Genomic DNA, 16,110 nt, shown 5'->3' on the forward strand with positions numbered 1-16,110 from the left:
CGTCGGGTGGCGCGGCTGCGCCGGCGCCGCCATCGCGAGAGTCCCTCCCCATAGGCCTCATCCGCCGAAATGCGCGACCAGGATGAGCGTCACCGTGACGACGATCGCGCCGCCGATACGCGTGGCGATCTGCGCGAACGGCATCAACTGCATCCGGTTGGCAGCGGTCAGGATCGCGACGTCGCCGGTGCCGCCCTGGCCGCTGTGGCAGGCGTTCACGATGGCGGTGTCGATAGGGTACATCTTCATCAGGCGGCCGACCACGAAACCCGTGCCCATCAGCGTCACGACCGTCGCGGCAATCGTCACCACGTTGACGAGCGTGAACGCCGCCATCAGCTTGTCCCACGGTGTCATCGCCACGCCGATCGCGAACAGCAGCGGATAGGTGACCGCCGTCGAGAAGAACCGGTAGACCACGAACGCCCCCTCCTGCAGCGGCGGCGAAACCGCGCGTGCGAGCTTCACGAGCACGGCAAGGAACAGCATGGCGACTGGCGCGGGCAGACCGAACAGCCTGTGCGCCATGAGCCCGATCAGGTAGAGCGTGATCGCCGTGATGCCGGCGGCGGCAATGTGGCCAACGTCGATGTGCACGCGCGACTCCTCGTTCGACGGCGCCATTTCTCCGGTCTCGCCAACCTGCAGCCGGCCATTGCCGGTCAGATGCGGCAAGCGCTTGCCGAGCATGTCGAGCAGGCCGGCAAGAACGATGGCCATGAGGCTGCCGAGCATCACCGGAGGCAACACCTGCGCGAACAGGCCGCCCTGCGCCACGTGCATGATTTCCGAGTAACCGACCGAGAGCGGGATCGCGCCTTCGCCCACGCCGCCTGCCATGATCGGCACGACGATGAAGAGCAGCGTATGTTTGACGCCGAGGCCGAGCGCGGCGCCGACTGCGGTACCGACGATCGTCGCGGCGACCGTACCCGCCGCGAGCGGGATGAAGATCTTCAGGAAGCCCTGGATGAGCACGCGCCGGTCCATGCTCAGAATGCTGCCGACGATGATCGACGCGATGAACAGGTAGAGGAAGTTCGTCTGCTTCGTGAAATCCACCGTCAGTTGCTGCACCGGCTTCGGCAACACGTGGTAGTACGTGAGAGCCGACGGCACGAAGGTCGCGAGGATCGCGGCCGCGCCGATATTGCGCAACAGCGGCAGGCGCTTGCCGAACTCGGCGCAGGTGAAGCCGAAGAAGGCGAGCACCGCGATGGACATCGAGATCTCGCCAGGCACCTTGCCGCTAACCGCAAAACCGGCGATGAGCGCGGCCAGGATCACGTAAATCGGCAGCGGAATGATGCCGATGCGGATTTCCATCAGCTTCCACCAGCCCTCCGGCCAGAAGCGATCCCGGGTGGCGGGGCTCTGATCGGGCAGCGCCGGGGACGAGGCGGATGCGGGCGCACTGTTTCGCACGGAATGTCTCCTTCGTATTCGCGACCGGATCGCATCGCGCTTCCGGAGCTTGTTCTGGCATATGGGAACGACGGCCCCAAGGCCGCCGGACGGCTATAAAGCAGCAGCCATGCCAGCGCTCATCCGCACGGAGAAATAATCCTAACCCGTTGATTTACTTACCCTTCCAAATTGGATCTCTCAGCGGAACACCCATGCCCAGCTCCGAAGATTCAGAATTCGGGCGACAGGCAGGCTGAAATCTCAGCCTGCCGTCCCTTACTTAATGTCGCGCCACTCCCCGGCGCTCGCGCTTTCAACGGCCGCGTCGACGAACGCCAGCCCTTTGACGCCGTCCGAGACACCCGGGAAAGCGGATGCGGTTGTCCTTCGTCGTGCCCGACAATCCGGCTTGCCACCCTGGCCGCGAACTCCGTATAGAGATTGGCGAATGCCTCCAGGTAGCCCTCGGGATGACCGATCGCGATGCGCGTCGAGCGTTGGGCGCCCTCGCTCATCAGCGGGCCGGTGCGCCGCGTGAGGGTCTGCTCGAAGTCCCCCTGCCTTCGGTGAATAAGGCGATTGGGTTCCTCCTGATGCCATTCGAGGCCGCCCTTGTCGCCGTGAATGCGAAAGCTGAGCCCATGTTCCGAGCCGGCGGCGGCATTCGTGACCCAAAGCGAGCCTCGCGCGCCGTTTTCGTAACGCAATAGCGCGGCAACGTAATCGTCGACTTTGCGCCCCGGGATAGCGGACCCCACGTCCGCGCAAATCCGCGTGGCCGTGAGGCCGGTAACGAATGCGCCCAGGTGAAACGCGTGCGTGCCGATGTCCATCAACACCAGCGACTTGCCCGCGCGTGCCGAGTCGGTGCGCCACGCCGCCGGCAACTCGTGCCCGGCCAGGTAGCTCTGCACGTATTGAAGATGGATCTGGCGTATTTCGCCGATTTCGCCCTGCAGCACCATATCGCGCGCCTGTCGAACCATCGGGAAACCCGTATAGCAGTAGGTCACGCAGAATTCGGCGCCGGTGCGCGCCACCTGCCGGGCAATTTCTTCGGCCTGCGGGGTATCGGTTGCGAGAGGCTTGTCGCAAATGACGTGAAACCCCTTCTCCAGGGCCAGCATGCAAACGGCGTGGTGAGAGTCGTTTGGCGTCATGACAGCGACAACGTCGATCTTGTCGGCACGAGTTGCCTCGGTCTCGAGCATTTCCCGCCACGATCCATAGGCCCGCTCTGCCGCCAGGCCGAGTTCCAGCCCGGTGCGCCGCGAACGCTCCGGGTCCGAAGCCAGCGCGCCGGCAACGATATCGTAGTGCCCGTCGAGCCGCGCGGCGATTCGATGGGTCTCCCCGATAAACGAGCCCGGCCCGCCACCCACGAGCCCGAGGCGGATACGTCTGCCCACCTTCCCTGTCATCTTGTTCCTCCTGATTGAGTGCGGGTTCTGCGGCAAAGGTGCGGCCGGCCATACCGCGACCGCTCTTCCGTCATGAAGGATAGCGACAAGGTCGATGCCGGCGACGCCGCAAACCCATCAAAAATCGATCAAGCGGCGGGGACCACGGACCGTTGATCTGGCGACGGCCTTCCGCGCGAAGCGCTCAACCCGGTGATATCGTTCGCCAACACCATCAGGGAAGCTTCGTGGATCGAATCGAACTCTTTCGCGTATTCGCCCGAGTCGTGGAATGCGCAAACTTCACGCGCGCCGCCGACACGCTCGGCCTGCCGCGCTCGTCGGTATCGGCGGCCGTGCAGGAACTGGAGGGACGCATGGGCGCACGGCTCCTGCATCGCACGACCCGCAGCGTCTCGCTCACGCAGGACGGCGCCGCGCTGTACGAGCGCTGCCTGCGTCTCATCGCCGACGTCGAGGACACCGAGAACCTGTTCCGCCAGAGCGCCGTGGGGCCGAGCGGCAAGCTGCGCGTCGACGTGCCGGGCCGCATCGGACGGCTCGTGGTCGCGCCCGCGCTGCCCGTCTTTCTCGATGCGTGGCCGAAGATCGACATCGAACTCGGCAGCACGGACCGCGCCGTGAACTTCGTGGAGGAACGCATCGACTGCGCCCTGCGTGTAGGCCTGCTAAACGATTCGAGCATGATCGCACGGCCGATCGGCAACCTCACGCTCATCAACGTCGCGAGCCCCGCCTATCTCGCGCGCCATGGCACGCCGCGCACGAGCGCCGACCTCGCGACGCACCTGGCCGTGCAATACGCTTCCCCTACCAGCGGACGCATCGCGCCATGGGAATGGCACGACGGCGAAACCGCGCGCACCACGGTCGTGCCGGGCCGCGTCACGGTGAACAATGCCGAGGCGTATATCGCCTGCTGCCTCGCGGGCCTCGGCCTGATCCAGATTCCCGCCTACGACGTGGAAGCGCATCTGCGCGCGGGCGAACTCGTCGAAGTGCTGCCCACGCAGCGCGCCTCACCCATGCCGATGACACTGCTTTATCAGCACCGCCAGCATCTGTCGCGGCGGCTACAGGTTTTCGCCGACTGGCTGGAGGCACTGTTGCGCGAGCGCCTTGAGGCGTTCTCCGCGTGACGTATCGCGGGAACCGGGTCCGTCTGAATTCGCAGTCGTCGGCACTCGACCATAAAAACGCGTATCGTCATGTATCCGAACTTCGCGTCGCGCCCATGAACGCCACCCACCAACGCCTGACCCCCGCGAAATATTCGCTGCCGCGTGCCGTCGCTATCGCCGCGACATTGCTCGCGCTGACGGTAGCGGGCTGCACCGCCCCCTCGCAAGCGTCTTCCCCTGCCACCACGTCGCTCGATGCCGCAATCGGCGGTTCGCAACGCAGCGAACAGGCCAGGGCGCGCGACGTCTATCGCCATCCGAAGGAAACGCTGACGTTCTTCGGCATTGGCCCCACGCAAACGGTCCTGGAGATCGCGCCGGGAGGCGGGTGGTACACGGATATTCTTGCGCCCTGGCTGCACGACGCGGGTCATCTGTACGAAGCCCAATACGTCAGCCCGTCGGCGGAACTGAGCGCCGAGGCGCGCGCGGGCGATGCCGCTTTTTCGCGCAAGCTCGCGGGCAACCCCGCAATCTATGGCAACGTCGTAGTCGGCACCTTGCACGCGGGCGCGTTTACGGGCTTCGATGCCGTCGAGCGGTTCGATTTCGTACTCACGTTTCGAAACATCCATAACTGGATGAAGGATGGCCAGCTCGACGCAAACCTCCGTGCGTTCTATCGCGCGTTGAAGCCGGGTGGAACGCTCGGCGTCGAAGAGCATCGCGCCCGGCCCGGTACGACCGTGCAGCAGATGATCGATACCGGCTACGTGACCGAAGCTTTCGTGATCGAGCATGCGCAGGCAGCCGGTTTCGTACTCGCCGGCCGCAGCGAAATCAACGCCAATGCTCGCGACACGAAGGATTACCCGCACGGCGTGTGGTCCCTGCCGCCGACCTACAAGGGCGGCGACACCGATCGGGCGCGCTATGCCGCGATCGGCGAATCGGATCGCATGACGTTGAAGTTCACCAGGCCTTAGCCGGCGCGCGCCCGGCGCGCAGGCGCCGTTGCGCGGCTGCCGGGTCAAGCCGGCTCTTCGAAGCGGTACAGCCGGTACGCGTGCGGGGCGATCACCGAGAGATAGCCGTGCACCGCCGTGCGAAGCATCCGTCTGATCGCGACGATATCCGGCAGGATCGTTCGGGTCATCAGGGCCTGCGTAACGAGGCCGTGAACGATCGAATGGACGGTGAACGCGGCCTCCGGTGCCGGCGCGCGATCGGGCCATCCGGGCCCGCATGTCAGCGTCTTCTCCCACATCTGCACGAACTCGCGGTAGACGTCCCGATAGATCTCCGCACCCGAAATGCGGCGCTCGAGCAGAAAGAGAGCGCCCCACTGTTCGGGTTCGGCCAGGGGCGCTTCACTCTGGGCATGGATCAGGGCGTCCACTCTCTGCGGCAGCGGCTCGTGCCAGCGCACGCGATTGGGCCGGCCGGCGGCGCTTCGCTGGCGTGGGAGAGGGCGACGGCGGCACGAGGTTTTTCAAATCCGAACACCCTGGCAGAAGGTCGTCCTTACACTTTTCCGTGAATCCGGTGTCGTTGCATCGGCACGAATCGGGGATCACGAAAGGGAGCTTGCGATATGAACTGGAAGACTCACGAAGTCACGAATGTCGTGGCAGACCTGAAAAATTATAACCTCTACAGCAGCGACATCGCCTTGCAGGAAGCGGTGCGCCGCGCCGGCGCGACGGTGCACGAGGCCGAGCTCACCCGCTACGGCGCCCTGCTCGGCGACGAAGCCTCCCTGCGTATGGCCGAAGACGCCCATCACTTCAAACCCGAACTCCACACCTTCGACCGCCAGGGCAATCGCATCGATCGCGTGGAATTTCACCCCGCGTGGCACGGCTTCATGAGCATGGCCCGCGAGCAGAACCTCGTCGCCCAGCCGTTCAACGATCCCCGGCCGGGCGCGTGGGCCGCCTATGCCGCGGGCTTTTCGATGCATGGGCAGATCGAGCCGGGGTCGCAATGTCCGAACTCGATGACCTTCGCCTGCATTCCGGTCCTGCAGAAGGAACCCGAGTTGTTCGAGCAGCTTGCGCCGAAGCTTTATTCGCACACCTACGACGCGCGCGACATTCCGTTCGAACAGAAGTCTTCGATGCTCGTCGGCATGGGCATGACGGAGAAACAGGGTGGTTCGGACGTGCGCGCCAACAGCACGCGCGCCACGCCGTTGCGCGGCGAAGGACGTGGTGCGGAGTACGAAATCACCGGGCACAAATGGTTCTTTTCGGCACCCATGTGCGACGCGCACCTCGTGCTCGCGCGCACGGAGAACGGGCTTTCCTGCTTTTTCGTGCCGCGCTGGCACCCAGACGGCAGCAAGAACGCGATTCATATCCAGCGGCTGAAGGAGAAGGTTGGCAATCGCTCCAATTCGAGCAGCGAGGTCGAATTCCTGGGCGCCTGGGGTCGCATGGTCGGCGAAGAAGGACGCGGCATTCCAACCATCATCGAAATGGCGTCGTACACGCGCCTGAACTGCGTCATGGGCAGCGCCGGTACGATCCGGCAGGCGCTCGTGCAGGCCATCCACTATGCACGCGGCCGCGAGGCATTCGGCAAGCGTCTCGCGGACCAGCCGCTGATGCGCAACGTCCTGGCCGACATGGCGCTGGAAAGCGAGGCCGCGACGCAGTTGATGATGCGGCTGACCGAAGCTTTCGCGCTGGCCGAAGACACCGAAAGCGCGCCGCTTCAGCGCGCCTGGAAACGGATCGTCACACCGGCGGCGAAGTACTGGGTCGCCAAGCGCAGCATCGAACTCGCCGGCGAGGCGATGGAAGTGTTCGGCGGCAACGGCTACATGGACGAGAGCCCGATGGGACGCCTCTATCGCGAAGCACCGGTGATCTCGATCTGGGAAGGTTCGGGCAACGTCATGGCGCTCGACATGTTGCGCGCCGTCGCCCGCGAGCCGGACGCGCTGGGCGCCCTGATCGGCGATCTGGCCACGGTCTGCCGCGACGACGCGCGTTTGCGTCCCCATCTCGAAGCCATTCCGCGTGCCTTGCGGCAAGACGGCGAAACGCTCGAATTCACTGCGCGACGCGAAGCGCAACGCCTGATCCTGCTGATCCAGGCGCGCCTGCTGCGCGAATTCGCGCCCGCCGAGGTCGCGGACGCGTTCATCGCCAGCCGCTTCGACGACCAATGGGGGCGCGTGTTCGGCACACTGCCCGCCGGCGTGAAAGCCGAAGCGATAATCGAGCGCGCCTTTCCGGTCTGACCATGCACATCCTTTCCCTCTTCGAAAGCAATGTGCGCAAATACCCGCACAAGCCGATGCTGCGCTATGCCGGCGCGAGCTACACCTATGCCGCGATCGACGACCTGTCGCGGCGTGCCGCGACGGTTCTCGCGCAGCATGGGGTACGGCACGGCGACCGTGTAGCGCTCATGTGCCTGAACACCCCCGGGTTCGTCATCGCGATGCTGGGCGTGTGGCGTCTCGGCGCGGTCGTCGTTCCCGTCAACCACAAACTGCAGGCGCCTGAGGTCGAATACATACTGGCGCATGCCCGCGCGAGGCTGTGCTTGTTCGATGGCGCGCTGGCCCCTGTCATGGACGCGATCAAAACGCCCGTCGCCAGGATGAGCACCGATAGCGCGGTAGCTGGCGCTGCGTTTCTCGACGCTCTGATCCGCAATCCGAACGGAGATCCAACCAAGGAAGCGCGCCCGTTTTCCGGCGAACCGGGGCAAGAGGACGAGATCGCGGAAATACTCTATACGTCGGGAACGACGGGACGGCCGAAAGGCTGTCTGCTAAGCCATCGCGGCGCGTGCGTCGCGGCATCGACGAGCGCGCTGGCGCTTTCGATGACACGCGACGAGCGCACGCTGATCGCCATGCCGCTCTGGCATTCATCGCCGCTCAACAACTGGATGCTCGGTACGCTACTCGTCGGCGGCACCGTGGTGCTGCTGCGCGAGTACCACCCGCGGCACTTTTTGCAAACCGTTCAGGACGAAGCGGTGACGCTGTATTTCGGCGCGCCGGTCTCCTATCTGCTGCCTCTGCAGATGAGCCTCGACGTCCAGCAGTTCAGGCTCGATTCGGTCCGTGCATGGATCTACGGAGGCGGTCCGATCGGGCCGGACACCGCGAGACGCCTCGCCGAGGTGTATCGAAGCGAGAACTTCTTTCAGGTGTTCGGCATGACCGAGACCGGTCCTTCGGGCACCGTACTGTATCCGGACGAGCAACTCGCCAAGGCCGGATCGATCGGCCGGGTGGCCACGCCTGGCGTGGATCTTCGGCTGGTTCGCAAGGACGGCGGCGACGCGGGCGCAGGCGAAGTGGGAGAGATCTGGCTGAAGGCCGACTCGATGATGCAAGGCTACCTCGATGACGAGGCGGCCACGTCTAGTGCGTTCTGCGAGGGCTGGTATCGTTCCGGCGACCTCGCCCGCCGGGACGAGGACGGCTTTCTGTTCATTGTCGACCGGGAGAAGGACATGATCATTACCGGCGGCGAGAACGTCTACTCGAAGGAGGTGGAAGACGCGTTGCTCGCGCATCCTTCGGTCAAGGACGTGGCGGTCATCGGGCGCCCGCATCCGGAATGGGGCGAAACGGTGGTGGCCGTGGTCGTGCCGCAGGCGGACACACAGGTGGACCCGCAGTCGCTCAGCGAGTTTCTTGCGGCGCGCCTCGCCCGGTACAAGATTCCGCGGGACTATCTCGTCCTGGAGAGCCTGCCTCGCACGCCGACCGGCAAGCTGATGAAGCACGTTGTGCGCGGCATGGCGCAGGCCGCGAAGCGCGCCTGAACCGTCAGGTCCGAATGCGCGCTCCGTCGTACGGCGGCCGCGCACTCACTTCGCGAACAACTGCCCAAGATCCTTGAACGCCTTGAACTCCAGCGCGTTGCCGCAAGGGTCGAGCAGGAACATCGTGGCCTGCTCGCCCACCTGCCCCTGAAAGCGAATGTAAGGCTCGATCACGAACTTCGTGCCGAACTGCCGAAGGCGCTCCGCCAGCGCCTCCCACTGGTCCCAGGGCAGCACGATGCCGAAGTGCGGCACGGGAACGTCGTGGCCGTCCACGGGATTGGTATGCGCATGCTCCTGCGAGGCCGTCCTGGGGTGCTCGTGGATAACGAGCTGATGCCCGTAGAAGTCGAAATCCACCCAGGCGCGGCTGGAGCGGCCCTCGCTCAGCCCGAACACCCGCCCGTAGAAGTCGCGCGCAGCAGCAAGGTCGTAGACCGGAATGGCCAGATGAAACGGGGAAAGACTCATGGTGGGCTCCGGAGGAAATGAAACGATGGTAGACACCCGCGGTCGAAAATAAAATCAATATATAGTTTTCGGACATACAAAGGAAATTTGTGAATGATCCGTGAACTGAAAACGCTGATCGCCGTGGCCCGCGAGGGCACGTTCGCCGCTGCGGGCCAGAAAATCGGCCTCACCCAGGCCGCGGTCAGCGCGCAGATGCAGCGCCTCGAAACCGAACTGGGCTTCGCGCTGTTCGACCGCGAAGGCCGTACGGCCCGGCTGAACGCGCGCGGGCAGCAGATTCTCGTGCAGGCTCAGGAAGTGCTCCGCCTCTATGCCGGCCTCAGCGAAGTCAGCGTGGATCTCACGGTAGCGGTGAGGCTCAACGTCGGTGCAATCGCCTCGGTTCAGCGCGCGTTGCTGCCCGATGCGCTCGCCGAATTCTTCCGCCAGTGCGCGGGAGCGCAGGCACGTGTCGTTCCGGGCCTGTCGTCGGAACTGATCAACATGGTGGACATCGGCGAACTCGATCTCGCCGCCGTCATTCGACCACCATTCGCACTGCAAAGCGATTTGCACTGGACGCCGCTCGCGCACGAACCGTTCCGGCTCGTCGTGCCGCGTGGCACGCGCGGGCGCGACTGGATGGAGCTCGCCACGACGCTGCCGTTCATCCGCTACGACCGCGCATCGTTCGGCGGCCGGCAGGTGGACCGCTTCCTGCTCCGCATGCAACTCACCGTGCGCGAAATCTGCGAGCTCGACGAACTCGATGCGATCGTGCGGCTCGTCGAGAACGGCGTGGGCGCCGCGCTGCTGCCGCAGACCGCCCAGTATCGCCGCTGGCCGGCCGGCGTGCGCGCGGTCGATCTCGGCCATCACACGTTCCATCGCGATATCGGGCTGATCCATCGCGACCCGCGCCAGATGAGCGATGCGGCCAATATCCTCGTGGGCATCGTGGCACGCCATGCGCGGGCGTCGGGTTCGCCGTCGCGCCCGGTGCGCGATCCCACCCCGAAGGCACGCGGGAATTCCGGTTAAACTTGACGTTATGGACAAATGCCGTTACTGCGGAAAAGTTCGTGACGAATGGGACTGCCACGGCCAGGCCTGCCGCACGGCCATTGCGCGGGCGCTGAAGCGTCAGCGCCAGGGGCTGCCGATGGTGGCCAACGTGATCCGCAACGAAATCCCCCCGCACGCCAGCACCGGCGAGGTCATCGCCGTGTTGTCACGCCAGCGCATGCGCGCGCGGCGCGGCAACGAGGAGCGCCGCGAGCGCAAGGAACTCGATGGCGCCGACGGCGATTGACTGCTCCGTCGCTCGCGCTTTTCCGTCATTCGCACGCAGGCTCCTGCCCGCCGGTACCCAGACCGAGCTGGGCAAACGCCTGCTCGAGAAAATCGACACACACCCGCACTTTCGCCGACTGCGCAAGCCGCGCCGGATAGACCGCCCACACGTTGGCCGGCTGCGAGACGCCCGGCAGCACGCGCACAAGCCGCCCGCTATCGAGCAGCGGCGCGACATCCCAGATCGAACGCAGCACGACGCCGCGCCCGGCCAGCGCCCATTGAACGGCCACTTCGCCATGGTTGGTCGAGAGCGGGCCGCGCACCTTCACGGAAACCGTTTCCCCCTTCACGTCGAGCCGCCACACGCCGAACGGATGATCGCGCTCCTTGATTGCGAGGCATGCGTGCGAGGCGAGATCGGCGACCTGTTTGGGTGCGCCGTGCCGTTCGAGATACGCGGGCGCCGCGCATAGCACGCGATGGTTCGACGCGAGACGCTTCGCGATCAGATGCCCGGCAATCTCGTCGCCAATGCGCACGTCGAGGTCGAAACCCTCGCCGGCCACGTCCACGAGCCGGTCGAACACTTCAAGCCTCACGTCGAGCTGCGGGTAGCGGTCCGAGAAGTCCGCCAGCGCGGGCGCAAGACAGGTCCTCCCGAAGCCGAAGCTGCTCGATATGCGCAGCGTGCCGCGCGGTATGCGCCGCGTCGTCGAAACGTCTTCCACGAGATGGTCCACGTCGTCGAGAATTTTCTCCGCCCACGCGTAGACGCGCTCGCCCGCCTCCGTCACAGCGACGCGGCGCGTCGAGCGATGCAGGAGCCGCGTGCCGAGGTTCGCTTCCAGCACCGCTACGCGCTTGCTCACATAGGCCGCCGACGCCGAAAGCGCTTCGGCGGCCGCGCTGAAGCTGGCCTTGCGCGCGACCGTGCAGAAAACGCGCAGGTCGTCGAGTTCGGGTGTGACGGGGACTTTCATCGGGGCGCTCGTGCAGGCCGCGGGGGGCCTGCGTGGTCGTCGAAGACGGTGTGAAACTATAGCCGATCGCGCTCGGCCGGGATCAGTTCAGGCCACGGTCGGCTTCGCGCACGAGCTGGCGCTCCTTCTCGATGTCGAGCGAGCGGCAGGTCCACAGATAGACGAGCGCCGCCACGGGCAGGCCCACGAGCATCGCGATGTCGGTACCGCCCAGCGCGCGGGCCACGGGGCCCGTGTACATGTCCGTCTTGAAGAACGGAATCATCGCGACGAAGCCCACGGCGTAGGCGGTCAGGCCGCGCCAGTTCCAGCGCCCGTAAATACCGCGCGGATTGAAAATCTCCCGCACGGAGTAGTGCGAGTGACGCACGATGAAGAAGTCGACCAGATTGATGGCAGTCCACGGCGTGAACAGATAGCCGAGTATGCCGAGGAAGTCGCCGAACTTGTCCATGAAGTGATCGGACGCGGAGAACGCCAGCGAAGTCGCGACGATCGCCACCACGAGCAGGCTCACGATACGCTTGGCCGCATTCGACTTGACCGGCCTGAACGAGTCCGTGATGCTGAGCAGCGTGAGCGACGCGCCGTAGAAGTTCAGACCCGTGATCGCCAGCAAGCCCAGCAGCGAGAGCAGCAGCGTAACCGTGCCGAAGCCGGGGAAAATGGCGTCGCCCGCCTGCTGCACGGCGTTCGAAATGTCGATCTTCACGTTGAACGCCGCCGCGGCGGTACCCACGAGCATCATCCACACGCCGCCGATCAGCGCGCCGAGGAAGGTCCACCAGAAGGTTGCGCGCACACCGGTAGTGGGCGGCAGATATCGGGAGTAATCCGAAACGTAGATCGACCACGACAACTGATAGGCAGCGGCCGAGAAGAGCTGCACGAGGAACGGCGTCGTCTTGAAGCCGGCGAAGCTCAACTGGCCGGCCGGAAACGGCACCTTCACGCAGACGCCGATGCTAAAGACCGTGAGCGCGGCGAGCAGCGCAAAGGCCAGCCAGCGCTGCGCCTTGTGTATCAGGTCATAGCCGAACACCGCGAGCGCGACGGCGATCACGGTGAAGACGATATAGCTCAGATGGGGCTCGGTGCCGAGCAACTGATGGGCGGTTTGCCCCGCCATGAGCTGGTTGAACGAGTTGTAGCCCACGTAGGTGACGAGCGCGACCACCCAGACGAGCAGCGCGCCCATATAGCCGAACTGCGGCCGCGACTGGATCATCTGCGGCAAGCCCAATTGCGGCCCCTGGCTCGAATGGAACGCCATGAAGAACGTGCCCAGCACGTTGCCGAGCACCACCGCAATCGCGCTCCATAGCAGATTGCCGCCCATGCTGACGCCGATCGCGCCGGCGGCGATCGTGGCCAGATTCGCGTCGCCCGTAAACCAGACGGGCCACAGGTGCCAGGCTTTGCCCTTTCGTTCGGCAAGCGGCACGTAATCGATCGAGCGCGACTCGATCCGGGATTTAGCGCGCACAGGCTCGTTGGCAAGCGCGTCGGCAATGGCCTCGTGTGACATGTCTCCTCCAGATGCGGGGTGGCGGCGCGCGGGTGCGCCAGACCACCTGCGACGCCGGACCGGTGCAGGAATACCCCGCTTCGACCGCGGCGAAGTTAGCTTAAGGTTAACGATGAACTATCAGTTAACAATGCTACGCAACTTCGAAGCAGACGGCTCACTATCGCATCCTCCTATTGACTCATCCCGGAAAATCACGTCGCCTTGAGCCAGAACAAGCGGGCGGGGTGATCGAACACAAGAATAGCCAATATGCATCGATCTACCCCACTAAATTCATGCTAGTCAAGGGATAACCCCGATCCCCCTCGGCCCATAGTTCGCCTATATTCTCGTTAACCTTTGGTTTTATAGTAACTATCAGTTAATCTTTCTGAGTGGCGGACCCCTATGACCTACCTTCCCATCGAATTCCACAAGCAATCCGAACTGCCGAAGCTCCCGGCCGACTTCTGCTCGAACCCGAATCTCGCCTGGACCATCCCCGCGAGCTACTACACCGCCGAGTCGGTCTACAAGGTCGAAGAAAAGAAGATCTTCGAAAACGCGTGGATCTGCGTCGGGCACCGTAGCGAGCTCGCCGAAGCGAACGCTTACATCACTCGCGAAATCATTGGGGAAAGCATCCTGGTCGTGCGCGGCAAGGACAAGGTGCTGCGCGCGTTCTACAACGTCTGCCCGCACCGCGGCCACCAGTTGCTGGAAGGCAACGGCAAGGCGAAGAACGTGATCACCTGCCCGTATCACGCCTGGGCGTTCAAGCTCGACGGCGCACTGGCGCACGCCAACAACTGCGACCACGTGGAAGCATTCGACAAGGAAAACTCGTCGCTCGTCCCGGTGCGCGTGGAGGAGTATGCGGGCTTCGTGTTCATCAACCTGAATCCGGACGCCGGCAACGTTGAATCGCAACTGCCCGGCCTCGAAGCGAGCATGCGCGAAGCCTGCCCCGTCATCGACGACCTCAAGCTCGCCGCGCGCTTCGTCACCGAAACGCCGGCCAACTGGAAGTCGATTGTCGACAACTACCTCGAGTGCTATCACTGCGGTCCCGCGCACCCCGGCTTCTCCGACTCGGTGCGGGTCGACAAATACACGCATACGCTGCACGGCAACTGGACGGTCCAGTTCGGTCATGCGCAGTCGTCGGAGCGCTCGTTCAAGCTCGATCCTTCGATCACGGACCCGTCGTTCCACGGCTACTGGGCCTGGCCCTGCACGATGTTCAACGTGCCGCCCGGCAGCAACTTCATGACCGTGATCTACGAGTTCCCCGTGAACGCCGAAGTCACGCTACAGCACTACGACATCTACTTCCTCAACGAAGAGCCCACCGAAGAGCAGCAGAAGCTGATCGAGTGGTATCGCACCGTGTTCCGTCCGGAAGATCTGCGTCTCGTGGAAAGCGTGCAAAAGGGCCTCAAGTCGCGCGGCTATCGCGGCCAGGGCCGCATCATGGTCGACCCGCAGCGCAGCGGCATCAGCGAGCACGGCATCGCCCATTTCCACAACCTGATCGCGCAGTACTACCAGGACTGAAGCACGCTGACCCAAGGCCTGTTCACATCAGGGAGAACGACTGCATGACTTCGCTGCAACAACCCGGCCTGCTGCGCCAGCAGGCCTATATCGACGGGCAGTGGCGCGACGCCGAAGACGGCGCCACGCTCGACGTCCACAACCCCTCCACCGGCGAATGGCTCGCCCGCGTGCCGAACATGGGCGCCGGCGAGGCGCGCGCCGCCATCGAGGCAGCGCACCGCGCCTTCCCGGCCTGGCGCGCGCTCACGGCGAAGGAGCGCGCACGGCTTCTGCGCACCTGGTTCGACCTCGTAATGGGCAACCAGACCGAACTGGCCACGCTGATGACCCGCGAGCAAGGCAAGCCGCTCGCCGAAGCGAAGGGCGAGATCGCCTACGCCGCGTCCTTCATCGAATGGTTCGCCGAACAGGCCAAGCGCATTGACGGCGACGTGATCCCCAGCCCGAACCCCGATCAGCGTCTCGTCGTGACGCGCGAGCCGGTGGGCGTCTGCGCGGCCATCACGCCGTGGAATTTCCCGGCCGCCATGATCACCCGCAAGGCGGCGCCCGCGCTCGCCGCGGGCTGCACCATCGTCATCAAGCCGGCCAACGAAACGCCGCTCTCCGCGTTCGCGCTCGCCGCCCTCGCGGAACAGGCCGGCATTCCGCCGGGCGTGATCAACGTCGTGACCGGCAAGTCGCGCGAGATCGGCCTAGAAATGACGAGCAGCCCGCTCGTCAAGAAGCTCACGTTTACGGGCTCGACGGAAGTGGGGCGCCTGCTCATGCGCCAGTGCTCGGATACGGTCAAGAAGGTCTCGCTCGAACTCGGCGGCAACGCGCCCTTCATCGTCTTCGACGACGCGGACCTCGACGCCGCCATCGACGGCGCCCTGCTCTCGAAGTATCGCAACGCGGGCCAGACTTGCGTCTGCGCCAACCGCTTCTTCGTGCACGACAGCGTGTACGACGAGTTCTGCCGGCGGCTGGCTTCGCGCGTGGAAGCGTTCAACGTGGGCGACGGCTTTGCCGAAGGCGTGAACGTAGGACCACTGATCAACGAAGCGGCACGCGAGAAGGTTGACGGTCTCGTGCGCGACGCCGTGGCGCAAGGCGCGCGCGTGCTCGCGGGCGGGTCGGCGCATGCGCGCGGCGGCAACTTCTACGCACCCACCGTGCTCGCCGACGCGAAGCCCGGGATGGCCGTGCTCAGCGAAGAGATCTTCGGACCGGTCGCGCCCATCGTGCGCTTCTCGGACGACGCCGAAGTGGTCAGGCTTGCGAACGATTCGATCTACGGTCTCGCCGCCTATTTCTACAGCCGCGATATCGGCCGCATCTGGCGCGTCGCCGAGCAGCTCGAATACGGCATCGTCGGCATCAACACGGGCCTGATCTCGAACGAGGTGGCGCCGTTCGGCGGCGTCAAGCAGTCGGGCGTCGGGCGCGAAGGCTCGAAGTACGGCATCGAAGACTATCTGTCGATCAAGTACCTCTGCATGGCCGGCGTGGCGAGCTGAGTGACCCACTGAGCCGCCAGCGGATGCGGCCCGCGCCGCATCCGCGCTTCAGGAATCCAGAAC

General features: G+C 64.7%; 14 protein-coding genes. 8 read left to right on the forward strand and 6 right to left on the reverse strand.

What is annotated here, in order from left to right; genetic code table 11:
* Positions 1 to 57: 57 nt before the first annotated feature.
* Together WJ542_RS31220 and WJ542_RS31225 are read right to left on the reverse strand one after the other, a co-directional pair.
* Positions 58 to 1,386 (reverse strand): 2-hydroxycarboxylate transporter family protein, encoded by a 1,329-nt coding sequence (locus tag WJ542_RS31220; protein WP_411193580.1) that lies wholly within the window; start codon positions 1,384 to 1,386, stop codon positions 58 to 60.
* Positions 1,387 to 1,637: 251 nt separating this feature from the next.
* Positions 1,638 to 2,864, reverse strand: coding sequence for a Gfo/Idh/MocA family protein (locus WJ542_RS31225; protein ID WP_411193389.1), 1,227 nt, complete (start codon positions 2,862 to 2,864; stop codon positions 1,638 to 1,640).
* A gap of 191 nt (positions 2,865 to 3,055) precedes the next feature.
* Between WJ542_RS31225 and WJ542_RS31230 the strand changes: the two genes are divergently transcribed.
* Both WJ542_RS31230 and WJ542_RS31235 read left to right on the forward strand, forming a co-directional pair.
* Positions 3,056 to 3,967 carry a LysR family transcriptional regulator gene (locus WJ542_RS31230; protein ID WP_411193390.1) on the forward strand — a complete coding sequence of 304 codons (912 nt, stop codon included), beginning with the start codon at positions 3,056 to 3,058 and terminating at the stop codon, positions 3,965 to 3,967.
* A gap of 95 nt (positions 3,968 to 4,062) precedes the next feature.
* On the forward strand, positions 4,063 to 4,935 hold the full coding sequence (locus tag WJ542_RS31235) for a class I SAM-dependent methyltransferase (protein ID WP_411193391.1): 873 nt from the start codon (positions 4,063 to 4,065) through the stop codon (positions 4,933 to 4,935).
* Positions 4,936 to 4,979: 44 nt separating this feature from the next.
* Here WJ542_RS31235 and WJ542_RS31240 read toward each other — a convergent pair whose 3' ends face one another.
* Positions 4,980 to 5,348, reverse strand: coding sequence for a hypothetical protein (locus tag WJ542_RS31240; RefSeq protein WP_411193392.1), 369 nt, complete (start codon positions 5,346 to 5,348; stop codon positions 4,980 to 4,982).
* Positions 5,349 to 5,543: 195 nt separating this feature from the next.
* On the opposite strand from WJ542_RS31240, the gene WJ542_RS31245 reads away from it, so the two are divergent.
* Together WJ542_RS31245 and WJ542_RS31250 are read left to right on the forward strand one after the other, a co-directional pair.
* Positions 5,544 to 7,199 (forward strand): acyl-CoA dehydrogenase family protein, encoded by a 1,656-nt coding sequence (locus WJ542_RS31245; RefSeq protein WP_411193393.1) that lies wholly within the window; start codon positions 5,544 to 5,546, stop codon positions 7,197 to 7,199.
* Positions 7,200 to 7,201: 2 nt separating this feature from the next.
* Positions 7,202 to 8,746, forward strand: coding sequence for a class I adenylate-forming enzyme family protein (locus WJ542_RS31250; protein ID WP_411193394.1), 1,545 nt, complete (start codon positions 7,202 to 7,204; stop codon positions 8,744 to 8,746).
* A 45-nt stretch (positions 8,747 to 8,791) separates the two neighbouring features.
* Here WJ542_RS31250 and WJ542_RS31255 read toward each other — a convergent pair whose 3' ends face one another.
* Entirely contained in the window at positions 8,792 to 9,217 is a 426-nt protein-coding gene (locus WJ542_RS31255) for a VOC family protein (protein WP_411193395.1), read from the reverse strand.
* Between the two features lie 93 nt (positions 9,218 to 9,310).
* Between WJ542_RS31255 and WJ542_RS31260 the strand changes: the two genes are divergently transcribed.
* Together WJ542_RS31260 and WJ542_RS31265 are read left to right on the forward strand one after the other, a co-directional pair.
* Positions 9,311 to 10,240 (forward strand): LysR family transcriptional regulator, encoded by a 930-nt coding sequence (locus tag WJ542_RS31260; RefSeq protein ID WP_411193396.1) that lies wholly within the window; start codon positions 9,311 to 9,313, stop codon positions 10,238 to 10,240.
* Between the two features lie 10 nt (positions 10,241 to 10,250).
* Entirely contained in the window at positions 10,251 to 10,511 is a 261-nt protein-coding gene (locus tag WJ542_RS31265) for a hypothetical protein (RefSeq protein WP_411193397.1), read from the forward strand.
* A 25-nt stretch (positions 10,512 to 10,536) separates the two neighbouring features.
* Here the strand turns inward: WJ542_RS31265 and WJ542_RS31270 are convergent, their stop codons facing one another.
* Positions 10,537 to 11,475, reverse strand: a complete 939-nt coding sequence (locus WJ542_RS31270) for a LysR family transcriptional regulator (protein ID WP_411193398.1) — start codon at positions 11,473 to 11,475, stop codon at positions 10,537 to 10,539.
* 82 nt (positions 11,476 to 11,557) lie between these two features.
* Positions 11,558 to 13,003: a purine-cytosine permease family protein gene (locus tag WJ542_RS31275; protein WP_411193399.1), complete on the reverse strand. Its 1,446-nt coding sequence runs from the start codon at positions 13,001 to 13,003 to the stop codon at positions 11,558 to 11,560.
* 390 nt (positions 13,004 to 13,393) lie between these two features.
* Here WJ542_RS31275 and WJ542_RS31280 point away from each other — a divergent pair, with 390 nt between their 5' ends.
* Positions 13,394 to 14,542 carry an aromatic ring-hydroxylating oxygenase subunit alpha gene (locus WJ542_RS31280; RefSeq protein ID WP_411193400.1) on the forward strand — a complete coding sequence of 383 codons (1,149 nt, stop codon included), beginning with the start codon at positions 13,394 to 13,396 and terminating at the stop codon, positions 14,540 to 14,542.
* 44 nt (positions 14,543 to 14,586) lie between these two features.
* A complete protein-coding gene (locus tag WJ542_RS31285; protein WP_411193401.1) occupies positions 14,587 to 16,047 on the forward strand; it encodes an NAD-dependent succinate-semialdehyde dehydrogenase in 1,461 nt (486 codons plus the stop codon).
* Positions 16,048 to 16,110 lie beyond the last annotated feature (63 nt).

The organism is Paraburkholderia yinzeri, from assembly GCF_046581065.1.
Classification (GTDB): Bacteria; Pseudomonadota; Gammaproteobacteria; order Burkholderiales; family Burkholderiaceae; genus Paraburkholderia.

Bases quoted from the DNA above. Each gene is read 5' to 3' on its own strand.
- WJ542_RS31235 (WP_411193391.1), top strand. From the start codon at position 4,063: ATGAACGCCACCCACCAACGCCTGACCCCCGCGAAATATTCGCTGCCG.
- WJ542_RS31245 (WP_411193393.1), top strand. From the start codon at position 5,544: ATGAACTGGAAGACTCACGAAGTCACGAATGTCGTGGCAGACCTGAAA.
- WJ542_RS31250 (WP_411193394.1), top strand. From the start codon at position 7,202: ATGCACATCCTTTCCCTCTTCGAAAGCAATGTGCGCAAATACCCGCAC.
- WJ542_RS31255 (WP_411193395.1), bottom strand. From the start codon at position 9,217: ATGAGTCTTTCCCCGTTTCATCTGGCCATTCCGGTCTACGACCTTGCT.
- WJ542_RS31260 (WP_411193396.1), top strand. From the start codon at position 9,311: ATGATCCGTGAACTGAAAACGCTGATCGCCGTGGCCCGCGAGGGCACG.
- WJ542_RS31265 (WP_411193397.1), top strand. From the start codon at position 10,251: ATGGACAAATGCCGTTACTGCGGAAAAGTTCGTGACGAATGGGACTGC.
- WJ542_RS31270 (WP_411193398.1), bottom strand. From the start codon at position 11,475: ATGAAAGTCCCCGTCACACCCGAACTCGACGACCTGCGCGTTTTCTGC.
- WJ542_RS31275 (WP_411193399.1), bottom strand. From the start codon at position 13,003: ATGTCACACGAGGCCATTGCCGACGCGCTTGCCAACGAGCCTGTGCGC.
- WJ542_RS31280 (WP_411193400.1), top strand. From the start codon at position 13,394: ATGACCTACCTTCCCATCGAATTCCACAAGCAATCCGAACTGCCGAAG.
- WJ542_RS31285 (WP_411193401.1), top strand. From the start codon at position 14,587: ATGACTTCGCTGCAACAACCCGGCCTGCTGCGCCAGCAGGCCTATATC.